General features: G+C 57.5%; 13 protein-coding genes. 1 reads left to right on the top strand and 12 read right to left on the bottom strand.

All coding sequences use genetic code 11. From position 1 onward, the window contains the following. Positions 1 to 114 precede the first annotated feature (114 nt). Complete coding sequence (locus AB5Y51_RS05690) at positions 115 to 618, top strand: GspH/FimT family pseudopilin (RefSeq protein ID WP_010673109.1); 504 nt, start codon at positions 115 to 117, stop codon at positions 616 to 618. 13 nt (positions 619 to 631) lie between these two features. Here the strand turns inward: AB5Y51_RS05690 and AB5Y51_RS05685 are convergent, their stop codons facing one another. From AB5Y51_RS05685 to murJ, 12 genes are all read right to left on the bottom strand, one after another. Then, positions 632 to 916 carry a TapY2 family type IVa secretion system protein gene (locus AB5Y51_RS05685; RefSeq protein WP_041210962.1) on the bottom strand — a complete coding sequence of 95 codons (285 nt, stop codon included), beginning with the start codon at positions 914 to 916 and terminating at the stop codon, positions 632 to 634. Further along, on the bottom strand, positions 913 to 4,434 hold the full coding sequence (locus AB5Y51_RS05680; protein WP_048209289.1) for a pilus assembly protein: 3,522 nt from the start codon (positions 4,432 to 4,434) through the stop codon (positions 913 to 915). The genes AB5Y51_RS05685 and AB5Y51_RS05680 overlap by 4 nt, the downstream gene beginning before the upstream one ends. Positions 4,435 to 4,499: 65 nt before the next feature. Further along, positions 4,500 to 4,943, bottom strand: a complete 444-nt coding sequence (gene tppD, locus AB5Y51_RS05675; protein ID WP_049636457.1) for a type IVa pilus pseudopilin TppD — start codon at positions 4,941 to 4,943, stop codon at positions 4,500 to 4,502. After that, entirely contained in the window at positions 4,940 to 5,941 is a 1,002-nt protein-coding gene (locus AB5Y51_RS05670; protein ID WP_113069608.1) for a PilW family protein, read from the bottom strand. The genes tppD and AB5Y51_RS05670 overlap by 4 nt, the downstream gene beginning before the upstream one ends. Then, entirely contained in the window at positions 5,938 to 6,501 is a 564-nt protein-coding gene (pilV, locus tag AB5Y51_RS05665) for a type IV pilus modification protein PilV (protein ID WP_368178139.1), read from the bottom strand. The genes AB5Y51_RS05670 and pilV overlap by 4 nt, the downstream gene beginning before the upstream one ends. Before the next feature lie 3 nt (positions 6,502 to 6,504). Beyond that, positions 6,505 to 6,912 carry a type IVa pilus pseudopilin TppA gene (gene tppA / locus AB5Y51_RS05660; RefSeq protein WP_041210959.1) on the bottom strand — a complete coding sequence of 136 codons (408 nt, stop codon included), beginning with the start codon at positions 6,910 to 6,912 and terminating at the stop codon, positions 6,505 to 6,507. 110 nt (positions 6,913 to 7,022) lie between these two features. Continuing rightward, positions 7,023 to 7,958 carry a 4-hydroxy-3-methylbut-2-enyl diphosphate reductase gene (gene ispH, locus AB5Y51_RS05655; RefSeq protein ID WP_039039990.1) on the bottom strand — a complete coding sequence of 312 codons (936 nt, stop codon included), beginning with the start codon at positions 7,956 to 7,958 and terminating at the stop codon, positions 7,023 to 7,025. Next, positions 7,958 to 8,410, bottom strand: coding sequence for an FKBP-type peptidyl-prolyl cis-trans isomerase (gene fkpB, locus AB5Y51_RS05650; RefSeq protein ID WP_041210958.1), 453 nt, complete (start codon positions 8,408 to 8,410; stop codon positions 7,958 to 7,960). The genes ispH and fkpB overlap by 1 nt, the downstream gene beginning before the upstream one ends. Further along, entirely contained in the window at positions 8,407 to 8,910 is a 504-nt protein-coding gene (lspA, locus tag AB5Y51_RS05645) for a signal peptidase II (protein ID WP_010673100.1), read from the bottom strand. The genes fkpB and lspA overlap by 4 nt, the downstream gene beginning before the upstream one ends. Beyond that, positions 8,910 to 11,771, bottom strand: coding sequence for an isoleucine--tRNA ligase (gene ileS, locus AB5Y51_RS05640; RefSeq protein ID WP_368178138.1), 2,862 nt, complete (start codon positions 11,769 to 11,771; stop codon positions 8,910 to 8,912). Before ileS ends, lspA begins: the two co-directional genes overlap by 1 nt. Continuing rightward, the gene (ribF, locus tag AB5Y51_RS05635) at positions 11,771 to 12,745 is read right to left on the bottom strand and encodes a bifunctional riboflavin kinase/FAD synthetase (RefSeq protein WP_010673098.1); all 975 of its coding nucleotides are present in this window, start codon (positions 12,743 to 12,745) and stop codon (positions 11,771 to 11,773) included. The genes ileS and ribF overlap by 1 nt, the downstream gene beginning before the upstream one ends. A 209-nt stretch (positions 12,746 to 12,954) precedes the next feature. Next, positions 12,955 to 14,517, bottom strand: a complete 1,563-nt coding sequence (gene murJ, locus AB5Y51_RS05630) for a murein biosynthesis integral membrane protein MurJ (protein ID WP_043153060.1) — start codon at positions 14,515 to 14,517, stop codon at positions 12,955 to 12,957. Between the last annotated feature and the right edge of the window lie 43 nt (positions 14,518 to 14,560).

The raw sequence follows: 14,560 nt of genomic DNA, 5'->3' as shown, positions 1-14,560 counted from the left end.
ATGATGGGGAATGATAAAGAAAAGGCGCTGGCTGTGCCAGCTCAACACTTGGGCTTTGCGCTGGTGTTCTGGCTGTCTGGAGATAAGATGTAACTAATCGAGGGAGATATTGCCATGATCAAGGACGAGAAAGGATTCACCCTGCTGGAACTGATGATCGCCGTCAGTCTGGGGGTCATCTTGCTTGGTATTGGCGCACCGGCCATGTCGAGCCTGCTCAATGAGAATGCCTTGAAATTTGAATCTCGCACACTCTTGAAATATCTGCGTTTTGCTCGTAGCCAAGCCATCGACAACCAGCAATCTGTCACTGTGTGCCTTGCCAATGCCAGTGACAATTGTGTCACCGCCAATCCGACCCAATTCCTCGTGTTCGTCGACGGTAATGGCAATGACATTTTCAATAACGGTGAGCAGATTCTGGCAAGAAGCCCTCAGCTATCTGACTCGCTGACTGCTGCAAACAATCGAACTTCCACTACCTTCAGCCCTGATGGCACCAGCCTGGGTACCAATGCCACCATCACGCTGTGTCGTTCAGGAAATGCCCAGATAAATCTGGTCATCTCTCCCTCCGGCCGCACCACCCAATCTACCCAGGCAAATATCTGCCTCTGAATGAAGTCCTTCGCTATCGCAGTTGACGGGCATCCTGTTGCTGACCCTCTTTTGACTGGAAATTTTCCTCCGCAGTGCGGCATTCCAGGATTTTCTTCACAGGCTGTACCGCACCATCCACCTCGTATCCTCTTTGTTTGAATTTATCCTGCACCGCCTTTGGCGTGTTGTCTGCCACAGTACCGTGCAGGACAACCTTCTGGCCGTTAACCAACTCGACATAACATTTTATGTCATCTGCCAAGACGGACCCGGATAACAAGAGGCACAAACCCAACACCCCGCTGCGTGTTTTCATTGTGCCTCTCCTTCGTAGAGGTAAATTTTCTTGGGCGACATATCCATCTCAGCCTCCTCTGCCCCCTGGTTGCACTCTCCCGCTCCGGTACAACGCTCAGGCTCACCATCCCCTTCATCTTTCAGGATGACCTCTTCCCCGACACCGCCTCCAATAATGCGGATCTTGGCATCGTCTCCTGCATGCACCACCAAATCGTCGGCAACCTTGTTCTGTACTTCGACATAACGCTCAGGTGTCTGGTTGCCTTCAAGATCAACCACATAACGGAAGGAACTGCCATAATGCATGTCTACCATGTATTGGCGTGCAGCCCCGATGGATTGAATGGTGCATTGCTGGAACGACTGCACTTGCGGCAGGAACGAGGTGAAGTAAAGCTTGCCCTGAAGTACGACCCCGGCCCCCATGGATTTCTCACCCGGTTCGTTCAACCAATTGACCCACCCTTTGGCAGTGGTAATTCCCGCCTTGGTCGCCAATATTCCATCCGTGTTTGTCTGGGCAGACAAAGGATCAGAGGTCACATCATAAAGGTCAGTAATCAAGATGGGGCTTCTCGCCTGCGCATTGGCGGCACGCGGCACGACATCATAATCACGCAACATGAAATAGCCATTGCGGACGGTCGCTTCCGATGAGGGGCGATTGCGGTCTCCACTCCCAATCAGCACTGCATCAAAGGGACGATCCTGATAGGAATAGACCACATTCCCCCCCACAACGGTGCGGGTGACCTGCTTGTTGATGGTACGCACCACGATAGGCTGGGTGAAGAAACGGCGATCATCGGCTTGAGTGACATCCGACCCCAGGCTGGCAAATTTGAAGACGCTCCAGTCAGATTTGTTGGTGCCTGGGAGATCCATGCGCCAGATATTGCCCCCCGTATCACCCACATAGATGCGATCGACTTTGCCATCACCATCGCTGTCAAGCGTAGCTACCGACCCGGGCATACTGTCGGTCATCCCCGTGACCCTGAGGTTGCTGGTTGAAGTCGCAGCAGGGGTCGCACTGAATATCAGCGCCCCAGTATCGGCATTGACGATGTAGATACCTCTGCCCATGCTGTCACTGGTTCCCAGTCCCAGCACGCTCTTGTTCACGTCATAACCGCCAGCAAAGATGAGCACGGGATCACTGACTCCCGGCACAAACGCGACTTCCGGCACCGACCAGGTCAGCCCCAGCTCACCAAAACCAGTCGTCAGACTGTTCAGACGCCACTTCAGTGTCGGCGTATCCGGGCTGGAAACGTTGAATGCATAATAGGCTTTGCCGCCGCTCCTCAAGCCGGTAAATACCCAGACAAAATCGCTCTCGGAGGATTTCAGCACCCCGTTGCGATTGGCATCCTTGATAAGGGCAACCGGAGAAGAGTCAACACCATAGATATGTTCGGCTGATTCCGCATTGAGACGCAGCGCCTTCTGATTGGCCATGAACTCATAAGGTATAGCCGCCCAGCTTTCGTCTATGGTGCTCCCCATGTCCTTGAACATATGCAGAAAACCAGCGTTGGTCCCAAACAGGATACGCAAGTCCGGCGCATCCGTCGGGTTACCGGATTGCGGGCCATAATTCAGCACCAGGGGACGTGAGTGCAGGGGGTCACCCATGATATGGGCGCGGATCAGGGTTGATGTATCAAAGTCCTCATCGTCGACATCCAACCCCTTGGTCCAGTTGATCAGGGAATCGAGTTCAGTCGTCGTATCTGCCTGCATGAAGGTCATGAGCGCAGCTTCACTGCCAGCCTGCGTCACCAGATTGGCCTTGGTCAGCTGATCGAGGCGGTTCTGGGCATTGTTGATGACATAGAGACTGCGATTGCTTTTCCCCGCCAACATCTCTTGCGCCCCACCTTCGGCCACAACGTTGCCGTCACGGCCGGATGACCAGAACGTCTGGGCACTGTCGATGATGGTGCCATCAAACTTGATAGCAGGCAGTCCCCGGCTGTCAGCCACATAACCGTCAGGAGAAAAGATCAGTTTTTTCAGATTGCCCCGCCATCTGGGACCATCATCCGGCTCAAACATGGCGTAATAGATGTTGTTGAGACTGCGAGTCCGGTCAAAGTTGTTGCTGGCAATAGCGGGGGACACCAGCGAGGTATTGATCCGCAGGATCGCCAGCAGCGACGCCTTCAACGCATCACTCAGGGCAGAGGCGTTGGTTGCCGGATAATAAACGCCGCCACCACGACGGGCGGTTTCAGCAAGCAAATTACCGGCCCCGCTGATCGCCTCGTCACCAAACCCGACGGTAAAGGTCGTGACTGTCTGGGTACCAGGAGAAACGGCATTCACATCCTTGTGTTTCATATAGCCCGCCAATGCGGCCAGATAACTGCTGGACCTGTTCCCCGAACCATAAGAAACGGTAGTGCCATAAGCTGCTTTTTCATCGCTGGACAATGTATTTATCAATCCCTGGACAAAGGTATTGGCATCCCCGTCCTGAGTCGGCTCCCCATCGGTGATGTATATGACGTAACCGTTGTTTGAGCAGTTGTCATAGGGGGCTTGATAGGTACCTGTCGGGCTTTCGGCGGTCGTGTCTCTCGTGCCTCCTTGCAAGCCATAAACAACGCTTCGTCCCCCGAAGAAGCGATACGCCTCACTCAACGTCTCGCATAATGGTGTGTTGGTACTGGCAGTCAGTCCTTCGACCCTGTCGAGCAGGTCTTGTTCTCCGGTCTTGCCATTCGACAACGTGATCTCGCTACCCAGAATATCCCGGACAACTCTGCCGCCATTGGTACTGCTACTGTCATTCCTGTTGAAAATAGCCAGACCAAAATCAACCCCGGGGGCAGATGATATCAATCCTTTGACTGCATCTTTGGCAATACGCAGCCGGGATTCTATAGAGTAACCCGTAGGCCCGTAATACCACCTGATATAGTTGGCAGAATAAAGCACCACGGCCGTATTGCTGGCATTAACAGAGTCTCTTGTTGCCGCTGTATAAAACCATGAGCCTTGATTATTGCTGGTTTTATTGACCGGATACCCGGTGCCAACACTCCAGGTGCCTGTGTATGGGTTGGCAGGGTTATTTGCGGTCACATCCTGCTTGCAATCGACCAAGTCGATGTTGTTTTCCTGATAACCACTAATTGAATACCAGCTTCCCCTTCCTCTCCCCGGAGGGTTGCCACTTGTCACTTCATAAGTCCAGACTTGCGACTGAAAATAACCGATACTTGCAAGAGGTCCCTTGGAGGTGGCACAAGCGTTCAGTTTGTCGGAGAAACGCTTGTTGCTGTTAATAGCGGGAATGCTCCCATCGGTTGAAAAATAGATATATCGTTTAGTATTGCTTGTGTCGGGATCATTGCTCAAGGCTGGATAGACAGTCGCTGGATTATAAGCTTCCTTTATCTGTTCCATGGTATCAGCCATACTGCCGGAGTTATCAAATATCAGCAGCACTTTAGGTCTGAAATCACCAGCCTTATTAAAGTCGTATATAAAAAGCTCGGTGTCATCGGCTCGTGTTGACGTCATGCCAAAAACAAGACTGCACCAGCATAAAATTGAACCGAATCGTTGTAACCACATATCCTTCGCTCCTATTTTGTGAGCAGTGGCTGTTCCACACCCGCAGTCCAGGTCAGCGGGCGAGAATATTTTCCATAATTGACACCGGCCTGTAGCTCGACATATTTGCATACAGGAATCACATTGCTGCTGCTGGCATCCACCTTGCGTTTGCAGACAGTTTCCGTGCGATTCGTGAGGGCCACACTGGCTGAATTATTGCTGCTATTGACACTGATGGCAGCACTCGCCCCCAGCGCAGACCCCATGCCTGCAATCACCGTCGATATGTTATTGCTCTGTACCGCTGCTTCGATGATGCCTTCCAGTCTGTGTTCTGCCTGCCTGAAATTGGCCGCAGAGCCTGCCATCTTGAGATCCTGCCCGGAGGACTGCATCACCACCACGGCGATCAGCGTCAGAGGTACCAGGATGATCAGAGCGACGATCAGGGCAACGCCATGCTGAGACCTCATGAACCACCTCCAGTCATGACCACCGGGTTGCGCAGCGACACGCTGCTCTCCAGCAGCAAACGACGAAATCCATCCCCATTGCCTGATACGCTGGTACTGCCTACCTGATAGATGTTGTTGTTCACATAGCTGCTGGATGCTTGCGACGACCGCACCAGAATAAAGACACGGGCAGCAACGACACGCCCTTCGCTCCATTCCTGCTCGGTCACGTTTGTAGATGCGACATAGCGATCAATGACCCCATCGGCAACAGGAGTGTCGTCAACACCAAACAGCACCGTCATGCGCTCAATCCCTTCCGCCATGGGGCCTCCGATCAGAACCGAGCCCCCATTGGCAGTCAGGTAACGCTTTCTCAGCTCCGGGTTGCCTGCGGCATTGGGAGCGAGATAATAGATAAAGTGCTGGTATTCCCAGAGCTGACGAGCCGGCATATTTGTCAACGTGGGCACTGTTTCTCCCCCTTTGAACATCAATGCCGCTTGCGTCGTAGTAGCAAGATAGAAGCGATTGCCAGTAGCTGCGGCATCGGCCAGGGGCTGCCCAATCAATCGCTTGATGCTGATGACATCCGTATTGGCAACACGTGACGTCACGGGAATACAGGCAAAAGCCCCCCCGTTAATCGCCCTGTTGTTGTCCACCCGAGCGACCCAGACACCCCGATTTGTTCCCACGCTGGGCGGCAAGCTGCCACGCCCCAAATTGTCCAGACAATCGTTCACCGAAAGCACCTCAGACCCGCTGCTGAGAGTCACGCCTTGCCCCGTTGCCATGGGGGAACCGGTGTAGTCCCCCCAGAAGCCCGCCCACTTCAGGTCCTGGGTCACCAAACGCATCGCAATACGACCGTTCTCCTGCAACTCGCTCTGATCGAAAGCATCCTCCGTTGTGGCACGGGAAGCCACGAAGATGCTCAAGCCGCCACCGACCAGAAATACGCCGATCAACATGGCAATCAGCCATTCAATCAGGGTGAAGCCACGGGCATTCATAGTGTGGTCGTCAGTACGAACTGACGCCTCTGTCTGTCTGCCGCATTGCCCAACCCACAACTGTTGCGCACTGCGGCCACTGCACCGGCACCATCGGACAGAGACTCCCGCCCCTGCCAGAAGATCCCTATGGTCAAACTGTTGTTGGCGCCACGAATCACGCAGCCGACCGGAGATTGCAGAGGTGACGCGGCACCGGATACCGCGGTTCCCAGCAGGGACTGCTGCCAGTAGAAGAGGTCCAGTGTCTGCCGCTCTGTCCTGCTGCAATCCGACATGGTGCCATTGTTGTTGGCACAGCTCGGCATATCCAGGATCGCGTTGCCGGATACCACTGTCGTTCCCTGACCAGCCCAGCTGTCTTTGTTGATCCTGGCGCGTTCCACCAGATCATTGGCCAGCCAGTTGGCGATGGTGCGCTGACGCGCTTCGTAGCTGGAAAACTTGGCGGTAACCTGCATAGCAACCAATCCCAGCAAGCCGAAGGAGAGCACCACGGCCGCAATCATCACCTCCAGCAGGCTGAATCCCCTCGTGTGTCGATGGTGCAGTGGTTTCATCGCCTAGTCCCAGCAAGCATTGTTGACGGTATCCCCGAGCCGGGTGGCACTCCGGGTGCCATCCTGGTCGATGGAGAAAATGATGCAGTCGCTGTCTGACCCCTGCGCACCAGAGGCCGTGGCAAACAGGATGTATGTATTGACCCCGGCCGAGATGACCAGGTGATAGAAGCCGGATTCGGAGTTCTCCGGGATATTCAAATCGGCTGCGGATGAGGTATACCGATTGAAGTCCATAAAATAGGTTTCTTGTCTGTTGGCGGCGTCCAACAGCATTTTTTTTGCATCAATTCGGTGGCTGGACAGCAGGTAACGCTGATAGGAGGGATAGGCAATAGTGCCAAGAATCGCCACGATTGCGACGACAATCATCAATTCAATGAGAGAAAAGCCTCGATAGAACCCAATCATAACCCATCCTTGGTGACTGGCGGTTCATATAGTCTAATGCCGGATAGGTCGCAACGACAAATCCGGCATCAGGAACATAACTCTTTATTCTCAGGCCATCCTGGCCACATTCAAATAATTCTAAGCTCGGGCGGCACTTCAAACACCACATTCTCTTCCCGGCCAGGATGCTCGGTCACTATCTTGCCTCCCAGCTCGCGCAGACGGGCAATGACATTCTGAACAAGCACATCGGGGGCTGACGCACCCGCCGTGACACCGATACGGGCAACCCCGTCCAGCCATTGCGGCTCAATCATGGAGGCATCGTCGATGAGGTAGGCCTTGGCGCCCACCTTCTCGGCCAGCTCCCGCAGACGGTTGGAGTTGGAAGAGTTGCGCGATCCCACCACCAGCATGGCGTCCACCAGCCCGGCCATCTCCCGCACCGCATCCTGGCGGTTCTGGGTGGCATAGCAGATGTCGTCCTTGCGCGGCCCCTGGATCTTGGGGAAGTGCGCACGCAAGGCATCGATGACATCCGAGGTCTCGTCCACGCTGAGTGTCGTCTGGGTGACGAAACAGAGGTCGTCCGGGTTCTTCACCTTGAGTTTGGCCACATCTTCCGGCGTCTCCACCAGATACATGCCACCCTCACTGTTCTCGTACTGTCCCATGGTGCCGATCACTTCGGGGTGGCCGGCATGGCCGATGAGCACGGCTTCGGAACCCTTGCGGCTGGCGCGATGGACCTCCATGTGCACCTTGGTCACCAGCGGACAGGTGGCATCGAACACCTTGAGGGCGCGGGATTTGGCCATCTCGCGCACGACCTTGGCGACACCGTGAGCGGAGAAGATGACGATGCTGTCATCCGGCACCTCGTCCAGCTCTTCGACGAAAACGGCACCCGCCTCCTTGAGCTTGTTCACCACGTAGCGGTTGTGCACCACTTCGTGACGGACATAGATGGGGGCACCGAACTTCTCCAGCGCGCTCTCGACGATGCTGATGGCCCGGTCGACACCGGCACAGAAGCCACGGGGGTTAGCCAGCAGAATATCCATCAGTGCACCTTCTCCTCGTCATCAACCCCCAGGATCTCCACCTCGAAGGTGACGGTGTGACCGGCCAGGGGGTGGTTGAAATCGACCGTGACCGACATCCCTTCCACCGCCCGGATGATCCCGGGCAGTTCGCTGCCGTTGGGCTGGTCGAACAGAATGATGGTACCCACCTTGGGCTCAACTTCGTTACCGAATTTGGCGCGATCGAGATGGTAGATGTTGTCGGGATTGGAGAGGCCGAACGCCTCTTCCGGCGCCAGGGTAAAGCTCTTGCTCTCCCCTTCGCGCAGCCCCAGCAGGCATTGCTCGAAGCTCGGCGTCAGACTGCCGTCTCCCATCCGCAGACGGGCAGGCTTGCCGTGCAGCGCCGTGCTGTCCGCCACCGAGCCATCTTCCAGTTTGATAGAGAAATGGAACAGCACGCTGCTGTCCGCAGCAATCAGCTGGCTCATGAGGTCGCGTCCTGTTTTTTCTCGCCACGGAAGCCATCCAGCACGATCATGGCGGCACCGATGAAGATGAAGCTGTCAGCCAGATTGAACGCCGGCCAGTGGGCGCGCTGCCAGTAAAAGTCGAGGAAGTCGACCACATGGCCCAGCACCAGTCGATCAAAGACGTTGCCGAGCGCCCCGCCGATGATCAGGCTGTAGGCGATACCGCTCCAGCGCTGGGTGACCGACTGCTTGCGCAGCCAGTGGATCAGCAGGCCACAGATGGCGAACGCCAGCACAGCGAAGAACCAGCGCTGCCAGCCTCCCTGATCTGCCAGGAAGCTGAAAGCCGCCCCCTTGTTGTAGACGTGGACCAGGTTGAAGAAGGGGGTGATCTCCACCCCCGGGTAGCCAAACGGCAGCAGCTTGACCACGGCGAGCTTGCTCGCCTGGTCCAGTACGAAGGCCAGCACCGCCAGCCACAGCCAACGCAGGCCGCTTTTATGTTGAGTCATGTTCATCAGGCAAATTGACGCGTTTCGCCGTCACCCTCGACGTTGGTGACGCAGCGGCCACAGATCTCTTCGTGACCCGCGATGGTACCCACGTCCTCTACATGGTGCCAGCAGCGGTCGCACTTGGCGGCGGCAGACTGGGCCACGCAGAGCCACAGGTCATCACGCTCGGTTGCCACGGCCTCTGCCGGTGCAGCATCGACGCTGACCACCTTGGCCTTGGAGGTGAGCAGCACGAAGCGCAGCTCATCGGCCAGGGCGTTCAGACGCGCGGCCAGCTCCGGCTTGGCGAACAGGGTCAGCTCGGCCTGCAGAGAACCGCCGATGCGCTTCTCGCCACGGGCCACTTCCAGCGCCTTGTTCACTTCACCGCGCACGGTGAGGATCTCGGCCCAGAACTCGTCGTTCAGCACTTCGCCCGCTTCCAGCCCGAACAGGCCGTCGTACCACTCCTCGGTGAACACGAACTCGCCGCGCTCACCCGGCAGCAGGGCCCAGATCTCGTCGGCAGTGAAGCTCATGATCGGCGCCATCCAGCGCACCATGGCCTCGGCGATGTGATAAAGGGCGGTCTGGCAGGAGCGACGGGCCAGGCTGTCAGCCTTGGCGGTGTACTGGCGGTCCTTGATGACATCCAGATAGAAGGAGCCCATCTCGATGGAGCAGAACTGCATTAGCTTCTGGGTCACGCCGTGGAAGTTGTACTCATCGAACGCGGCTACGATCTCGGCTTGTACCGCTTTGGCACGGCCCACTGCCCAGCGATCCACCACCACCATCTCGGCAGGCGCCACCATGTCGGTCGCCGGATTGAAACCGTTCAGGTTGGCCAGCAGGAAACGGGCAGTGTTGCGGATACGACGATAGGCGTCGGCGGAGCGCTTGAGGATCTCGTCGGAGACGGTCATCTCACCGGTGTAGTCAGTGCTCGCTACCCACAGACGCAGGATGTCGGCACCCAGCTTGTTCATCACGTCCTGAGGGCTTACCACGTTGCCGATGGACTTGGACATCTTGCGGCCCTGACCGTCCACGGTGAAGCCGTGAGTCAGCACCTGGTTGTAGGGTGCCTTGTCCTTCATGGCGACGCCGATCATCAGGGAGGACATGAACCAGCCACGGTGCTGGTCAGAGCCTTCCAGATACATGTCGGCCGGCTTGCCGTTGAACTCGGGACGGGCGTCGACCACGGAGGCGTGGGTAGAACCGGAGTCAAACCAGACGTCCAGGGTATCAGGCACCTTCTCGTAGTTGTCGGCATCGGCGCCCAGCAGTTCGGCCTTGTCCAGATCCCACCAGGCCTGGATGCCGGACTGCTCGACCCGCTTGGCCACCTCTTCCATCAGGCGCACGGATTCCGGGTGCAGCGCCTGGGTATCCTTGTGAACGAACAGGGAGATGGGCACGCCCCAGGTACGCTGACGGGAGATACACCAGTCGGGACGGTTCTCGACCATCGCCTGGATGCGATTCTTGCCCCAGGCCGGGACCCAGCCGCTCTGGCCGTGTTCGGCAATGCCCTGAGTCTCGATACGCTCGATCTCTTCCAGGGCACGCTTGCGCAGACCCTTCTGCTCCATGCTGATGAACCACTGGGGGGTGGCACGGAAGATGATCGGGGTCTTGTGACGCCAGCAGTGCGGGTAGGAGTGGTTGAATACCTTGTGATGCAGCAGGGCACCGCGCTCGGTCAGCACCTCGACCACGGAGGCGTTGGCCTTGAACACGTGCTGGCCGGCAAACAGTTCGGTATCCGGCAGATAGACGCCGTTGCTGCCAACCGGGTTGGCCACTTCCAGACCGTACTTCTGACCGACCACGAAGTCTTCCTGACCGTGACCAGGGGCGGTGTGCACCGCGCCGGTACCGGCGTCCAGGGTAACGTGGTCACCCAGCACCACAGGTACGTCGAAGCTGTAGAAGGGGTGGTTGAAGCGCAGCAGCTCGAGTGCGGCACCCTTGGCGTAACCCAGGTTGTGGAAGTGCTCGATGCCTGCGCGATCCATCACATCCTTCACCAGCTCAGCGGCCAGGATCAGACGCTCGGGATTGTCGCCCTCAACCTGCACCAGCGCGTAGTCGAGATCGGCATGCATGGCGATGGCGCGGTTGGCCGGCAGGGTCCACGGGGTAGTGGTCCAGATCACGGCAGAGAGCGCGCCCTTGCCGGTGTGGCCTTCGGCGCAATCAAACTTGGCGGCAACGGCAGCCTCGTCGACGGCCTTGAAGCGCACGTCGATGGAGGGGGAGTTCTTGTCGTAGTATTCCACTTCTGCTTCAGCCAGCGCGGAGCCGCAATCGGTACACCAGTGCACCGGCTTGGAGCCTTTATGCAGGTGGCCGTTTTCAACGATCTTGGCCATGGAACGGATGATGTTGGCTTCGGTCCCAAAATCCATGGTCAGGTAGGGGTGTTCCCAGTCACCCAGCACGCCCAGACGGATGAAGTCGGTCTTCTGCGCTTCGATCTGGGTTTTGGCGTATTTGCGGCACTCGGCGCGAAACTCGGCGGCGGAAACCTTCTCGCCCGGCTTGCCGACCATGCCTTCCACTTTCAACTCGATGGGCAGACCGTGGCAATCCCAGCCCGGTACATAGGGGGAATCGAAGCCAGAGAGGCCTTTGGACTTGATGATGATGTCTTTGAGGATCTTGTTGACCGAGTGACCGATGTGAATGCTGCCGTTCGCATAGGGGGGGCCATCGTGCAGAATGAAAGAAGGCTTGCCCGCTTTGGCGCGGCGAATGGCGCCGTAAAGATCCTGATCGTACCAACGTTTCAACATGTTGGGTTCGCGTTTGGCCAGATCGCCACGCATCGGAAACTCGGTTTCCGGCAGATTCAGGGTGTGTTTATAGTCGCTCATCAGTCCTGGGTTCCCTTCTTTTCTAAAAGAGTGCTGGGTAAATGAAATTGTGGCAGCCCGAACCAGGCTCGGGCCGCCAGGGCATCTCGTTCGATCTGCTCTTTCAAGGCGGTGAAAGAGTCAAATTTCTGCTCTTCGCGCAGCTTGTGGCGAAGCAGCACCTTGACCTGCTGACCATATAGATCACCAGAAAAATCAAATAGATGTACTTCCAATCTGGCTTGTGTACCACTCAAGGTCGGACGTACACCCACATTGGCGACACCGGGGAAAGTCTTGCCGGAACATATCACTTCCACCGCAAACACGCCACCGACCGGGACAACCTGGCGTTTGAGGGCCAGATTCGCGGTGGGAAAACCTATGGTGCGCCCCAGCTTGTCGCCATGGGCCACCCGGCCGCTGATGGCATAGGGGCGACCGAGCATCAACTCCACCTCCGCCATGCGGCCCGCTTTCAGGGCCTCGCGCACCAGCGTACTGCTGACCCGCTGGCGGGAAAGCTGGAAACTCTGGGTACTGATCACCTCGAACCCGAAGCGCCGACCTGCCTCCTCCAGCAGGTGGAAGTCCCCTTCCCGCCCCTTGCCGAAGCGAAAATCGTCGCCGACCACCAGATAGTGCACGCCGAGTTTCTCCACCAGCAGTTGCTCGATGAAGGTGCTGGCTGCCTGCTCGGCAAAACGATGGGTGAAACGCACGCAGAGCATGCGATCGATCTGCATTCCCTTGAGGGCTTCGTACTTCTCCCGCCAGCGGCTGAGGCGGGCGGGCGCGGCACTGCCCGCAAACAGCTCCAGCGGCTGGGGTTCGAACAACATGACGCAGGCCGGCAGGCCAAGTTGGGCGGCCTTCTCCTGCAAACGGGCCAACACCGCGTGGTGCCCCTGATGAACCCCATCGAAGTTGCCTATGGTCAATACACAGCCCCGGTGACGGGGCTTGATATTGTGAATGCCGCGAATAAGCTCCATCAGTGCCTTGTGCGTTGCTGCCATGGAAATCGGCGGATTATATATCAGGCAGCAGGCAGGGTCAGCCCTGCCGTTGACCCGATTTAGCCATCCCGCTCGCTTCTCGGACTCGGCCAGGAGCATCGCACCTCGTTGGCGGGCCAACCCGACAGCCTCTGAGACCGCCCCCCCATCTCCCTTGTGCTGTCCCCTCCCTTGCCGCTGGTTCGTTATTGCTGATCGGCTCTCAGGTGCCGTGGCCGGATCCCCAATGCCAAGAGGACAATGCCATACAGTGCTCCGCCCAGGCAGAGCAGCAGGGTCAACTCCAGACTGGCCTTGCCCATGCTCCAGGCGCCCCACTGGGCGAGATCCGGTGACAAATAGGCCAGAAGCCCCCCCATCAAGACCGTTGCCGCCAAGAGCTTGAGGCAGAACAGCCCGGTGTTGCGGGAAGGGCGATAAACATCCTGCTGATAGAGCCCCTTGAACAGCAGTACGGCATTCAGGGTGCCGGAGCAGGCGGTCGCCAGCGCCAGCCCGACGTAGCCGAGCGGATAGATGAAAATAAGGTTGCACACCATGTTGGCTACCATGGCCATGATGCCGATACGCACCGGCGTCCTGGTATCCTGGCGGGCGTAATAACCGGGGGCCAGCACCTTGATGAGCATCAAGGAGAGCAGCCCCGTGGTGGAGGCCAGCAGGCTGGCACTGGACATGCTCACCTCGTGCAGACCGAACTCACCACGCATGAAAAGCACCCGCAGTATGGGCTCGCGCAGCACGGCGATACCGACCATGGCTGGCAAGCCGAGCAGCATCACCATGCGTACTCCCCAATCCATGGTGCGAGAGAAATCCGCCGGATCCGCATCCACGTGTTTTCTGGCCAGGGCAGGCAGGATCACCGTGCTGATGGCCACCGCAAAGAGGCCAAGGGGAAACTCCAGCAACCTGTCCGAGTAATAGAGATAGCTGATGGCACCGGTAGCCAGAAACGAGGCCAGCATGGTGTTGATCAGCAGGTTGATCTGGCTGACCGACACACCGAACAGGGCCGGGATCATCAGGGTACGGATCTTCACCACCCCGGGATGGTGCCAACCCCACTTGGGCCAGACCAGCATGTTGAGCTGGCGCAGAAAAGGGTACTGGAACAAAAACTGGACCAGACCGCCGAGGAAGACACCGATCGCCAGGGAGATCTCGGGGCGCTCCATCAAGGGCGCTATCCACCAGGCCGCTGCAATCATGGTGATATTGAGGAACACCGGCGTGAAGGAGGACACGGCAAAACGGCCAAAGGTATTGAGAATGGCCCCCGCCATGGCGGTGAAGGTGATGAACCAGAGATAGGGGAAGGTGATCTTGAGCATCAGACTGGCCAACTCGAACTTCTCCGCCGCCGGTCCGCCGTGCAGCCAGTCCCAGAACCAGCCCCAGCCAAAGAGGGCCGTCAGGACACCGGAACCCAGCACCCCGAGCAAGGTGACCACGGTGACGATGCCACCCAGGGTGCCCGCCACCGCCGCCAGCAACTCGCGAACCGCCTGCTCGTCACCATTTTTCTTGTACTCCGTCATCACGGGCACGAAGGCCTGGTTGAATGCCCCTTCGGCAAAGAGCCGGCGCAAGAAGTTGGGAATGCGATTGGCGAAGAAGAAGACGTCTGCGGCCACCCCGGCACCGAGCAAATTGGCGATGACCACATCGCGCACCAAGCCCATCACACGGGATGCCAGCGTCATTCCGGACACTATCATGCCGGATTTGATCAATTTCTTACTCAAGACGAGGCCTCTGGAACTGTCGGAAAGAAAAGAATGCTGTTAG

This window comes from Aeromonas sp. R7-1 (assembly GCF_040908115.1).
GTDB lineage: Bacteria > Pseudomonadota > Gammaproteobacteria > Enterobacterales > Aeromonadaceae > Aeromonas > Aeromonas caviae.
This window is presented reverse-complemented; position numbering and strand designations above follow the sequence as displayed.

Excerpts from the sequence above, each read along its gene's own strand:
- AB5Y51_RS05670 (WP_113069608.1), bottom strand. The coding sequence starts at position 5,941 with ATGAATGCCCGTGGCTTCACCCTGATTGAATGGCTGATTGCCATGTTG.
- ribF (WP_010673098.1), bottom strand. The coding sequence starts at position 12,745 with ATGGAGCTTATTCGCGGCATTCACAATATCAAGCCCCGTCACCGGGGC.
- AB5Y51_RS05680 (WP_048209289.1), bottom strand. The coding sequence starts at position 4,434 with ATGACGTCAACACGAGCCGATGACACCGAGCTTTTTATATACGACTTT.
- ispH (WP_039039990.1), bottom strand. The coding sequence starts at position 7,958 with ATGGATATTCTGCTGGCTAACCCCCGTGGCTTCTGTGCCGGTGTCGAC.
- fkpB (WP_041210958.1), bottom strand. The coding sequence starts at position 8,410 with ATGAGCCAGCTGATTGCTGCGGACAGCAGCGTGCTGTTCCATTTCTCT.
- lspA (WP_010673100.1), bottom strand. The coding sequence starts at position 8,910 with ATGAACATGACTCAACATAAAAGCGGCCTGCGTTGGCTGTGGCTGGCG.
- AB5Y51_RS05690 (WP_010673109.1), top strand. The coding sequence starts at position 115 with ATGATCAAGGACGAGAAAGGATTCACCCTGCTGGAACTGATGATCGCC.
- pilV (WP_368178139.1), bottom strand. The coding sequence starts at position 6,501 with ATGAAACCACTGCACCATCGACACACGAGGGGATTCAGCCTGCTGGAG.
- tppA (WP_041210959.1), bottom strand. The coding sequence starts at position 6,912 with ATGATTGGGTTCTATCGAGGCTTTTCTCTCATTGAATTGATGATTGTC.
- AB5Y51_RS05685 (WP_041210962.1), bottom strand. The coding sequence starts at position 916 with ATGAAAACACGCAGCGGGGTGTTGGGTTTGTGCCTCTTGTTATCCGGG.
- ileS (WP_368178138.1), bottom strand. The coding sequence starts at position 11,771 with ATGAGCGACTATAAACACACCCTGAATCTGCCGGAAACCGAGTTTCCG.
- tppD (WP_049636457.1), bottom strand. The coding sequence starts at position 4,943 with ATGAGGTCTCAGCATGGCGTTGCCCTGATCGTCGCTCTGATCATCCTG.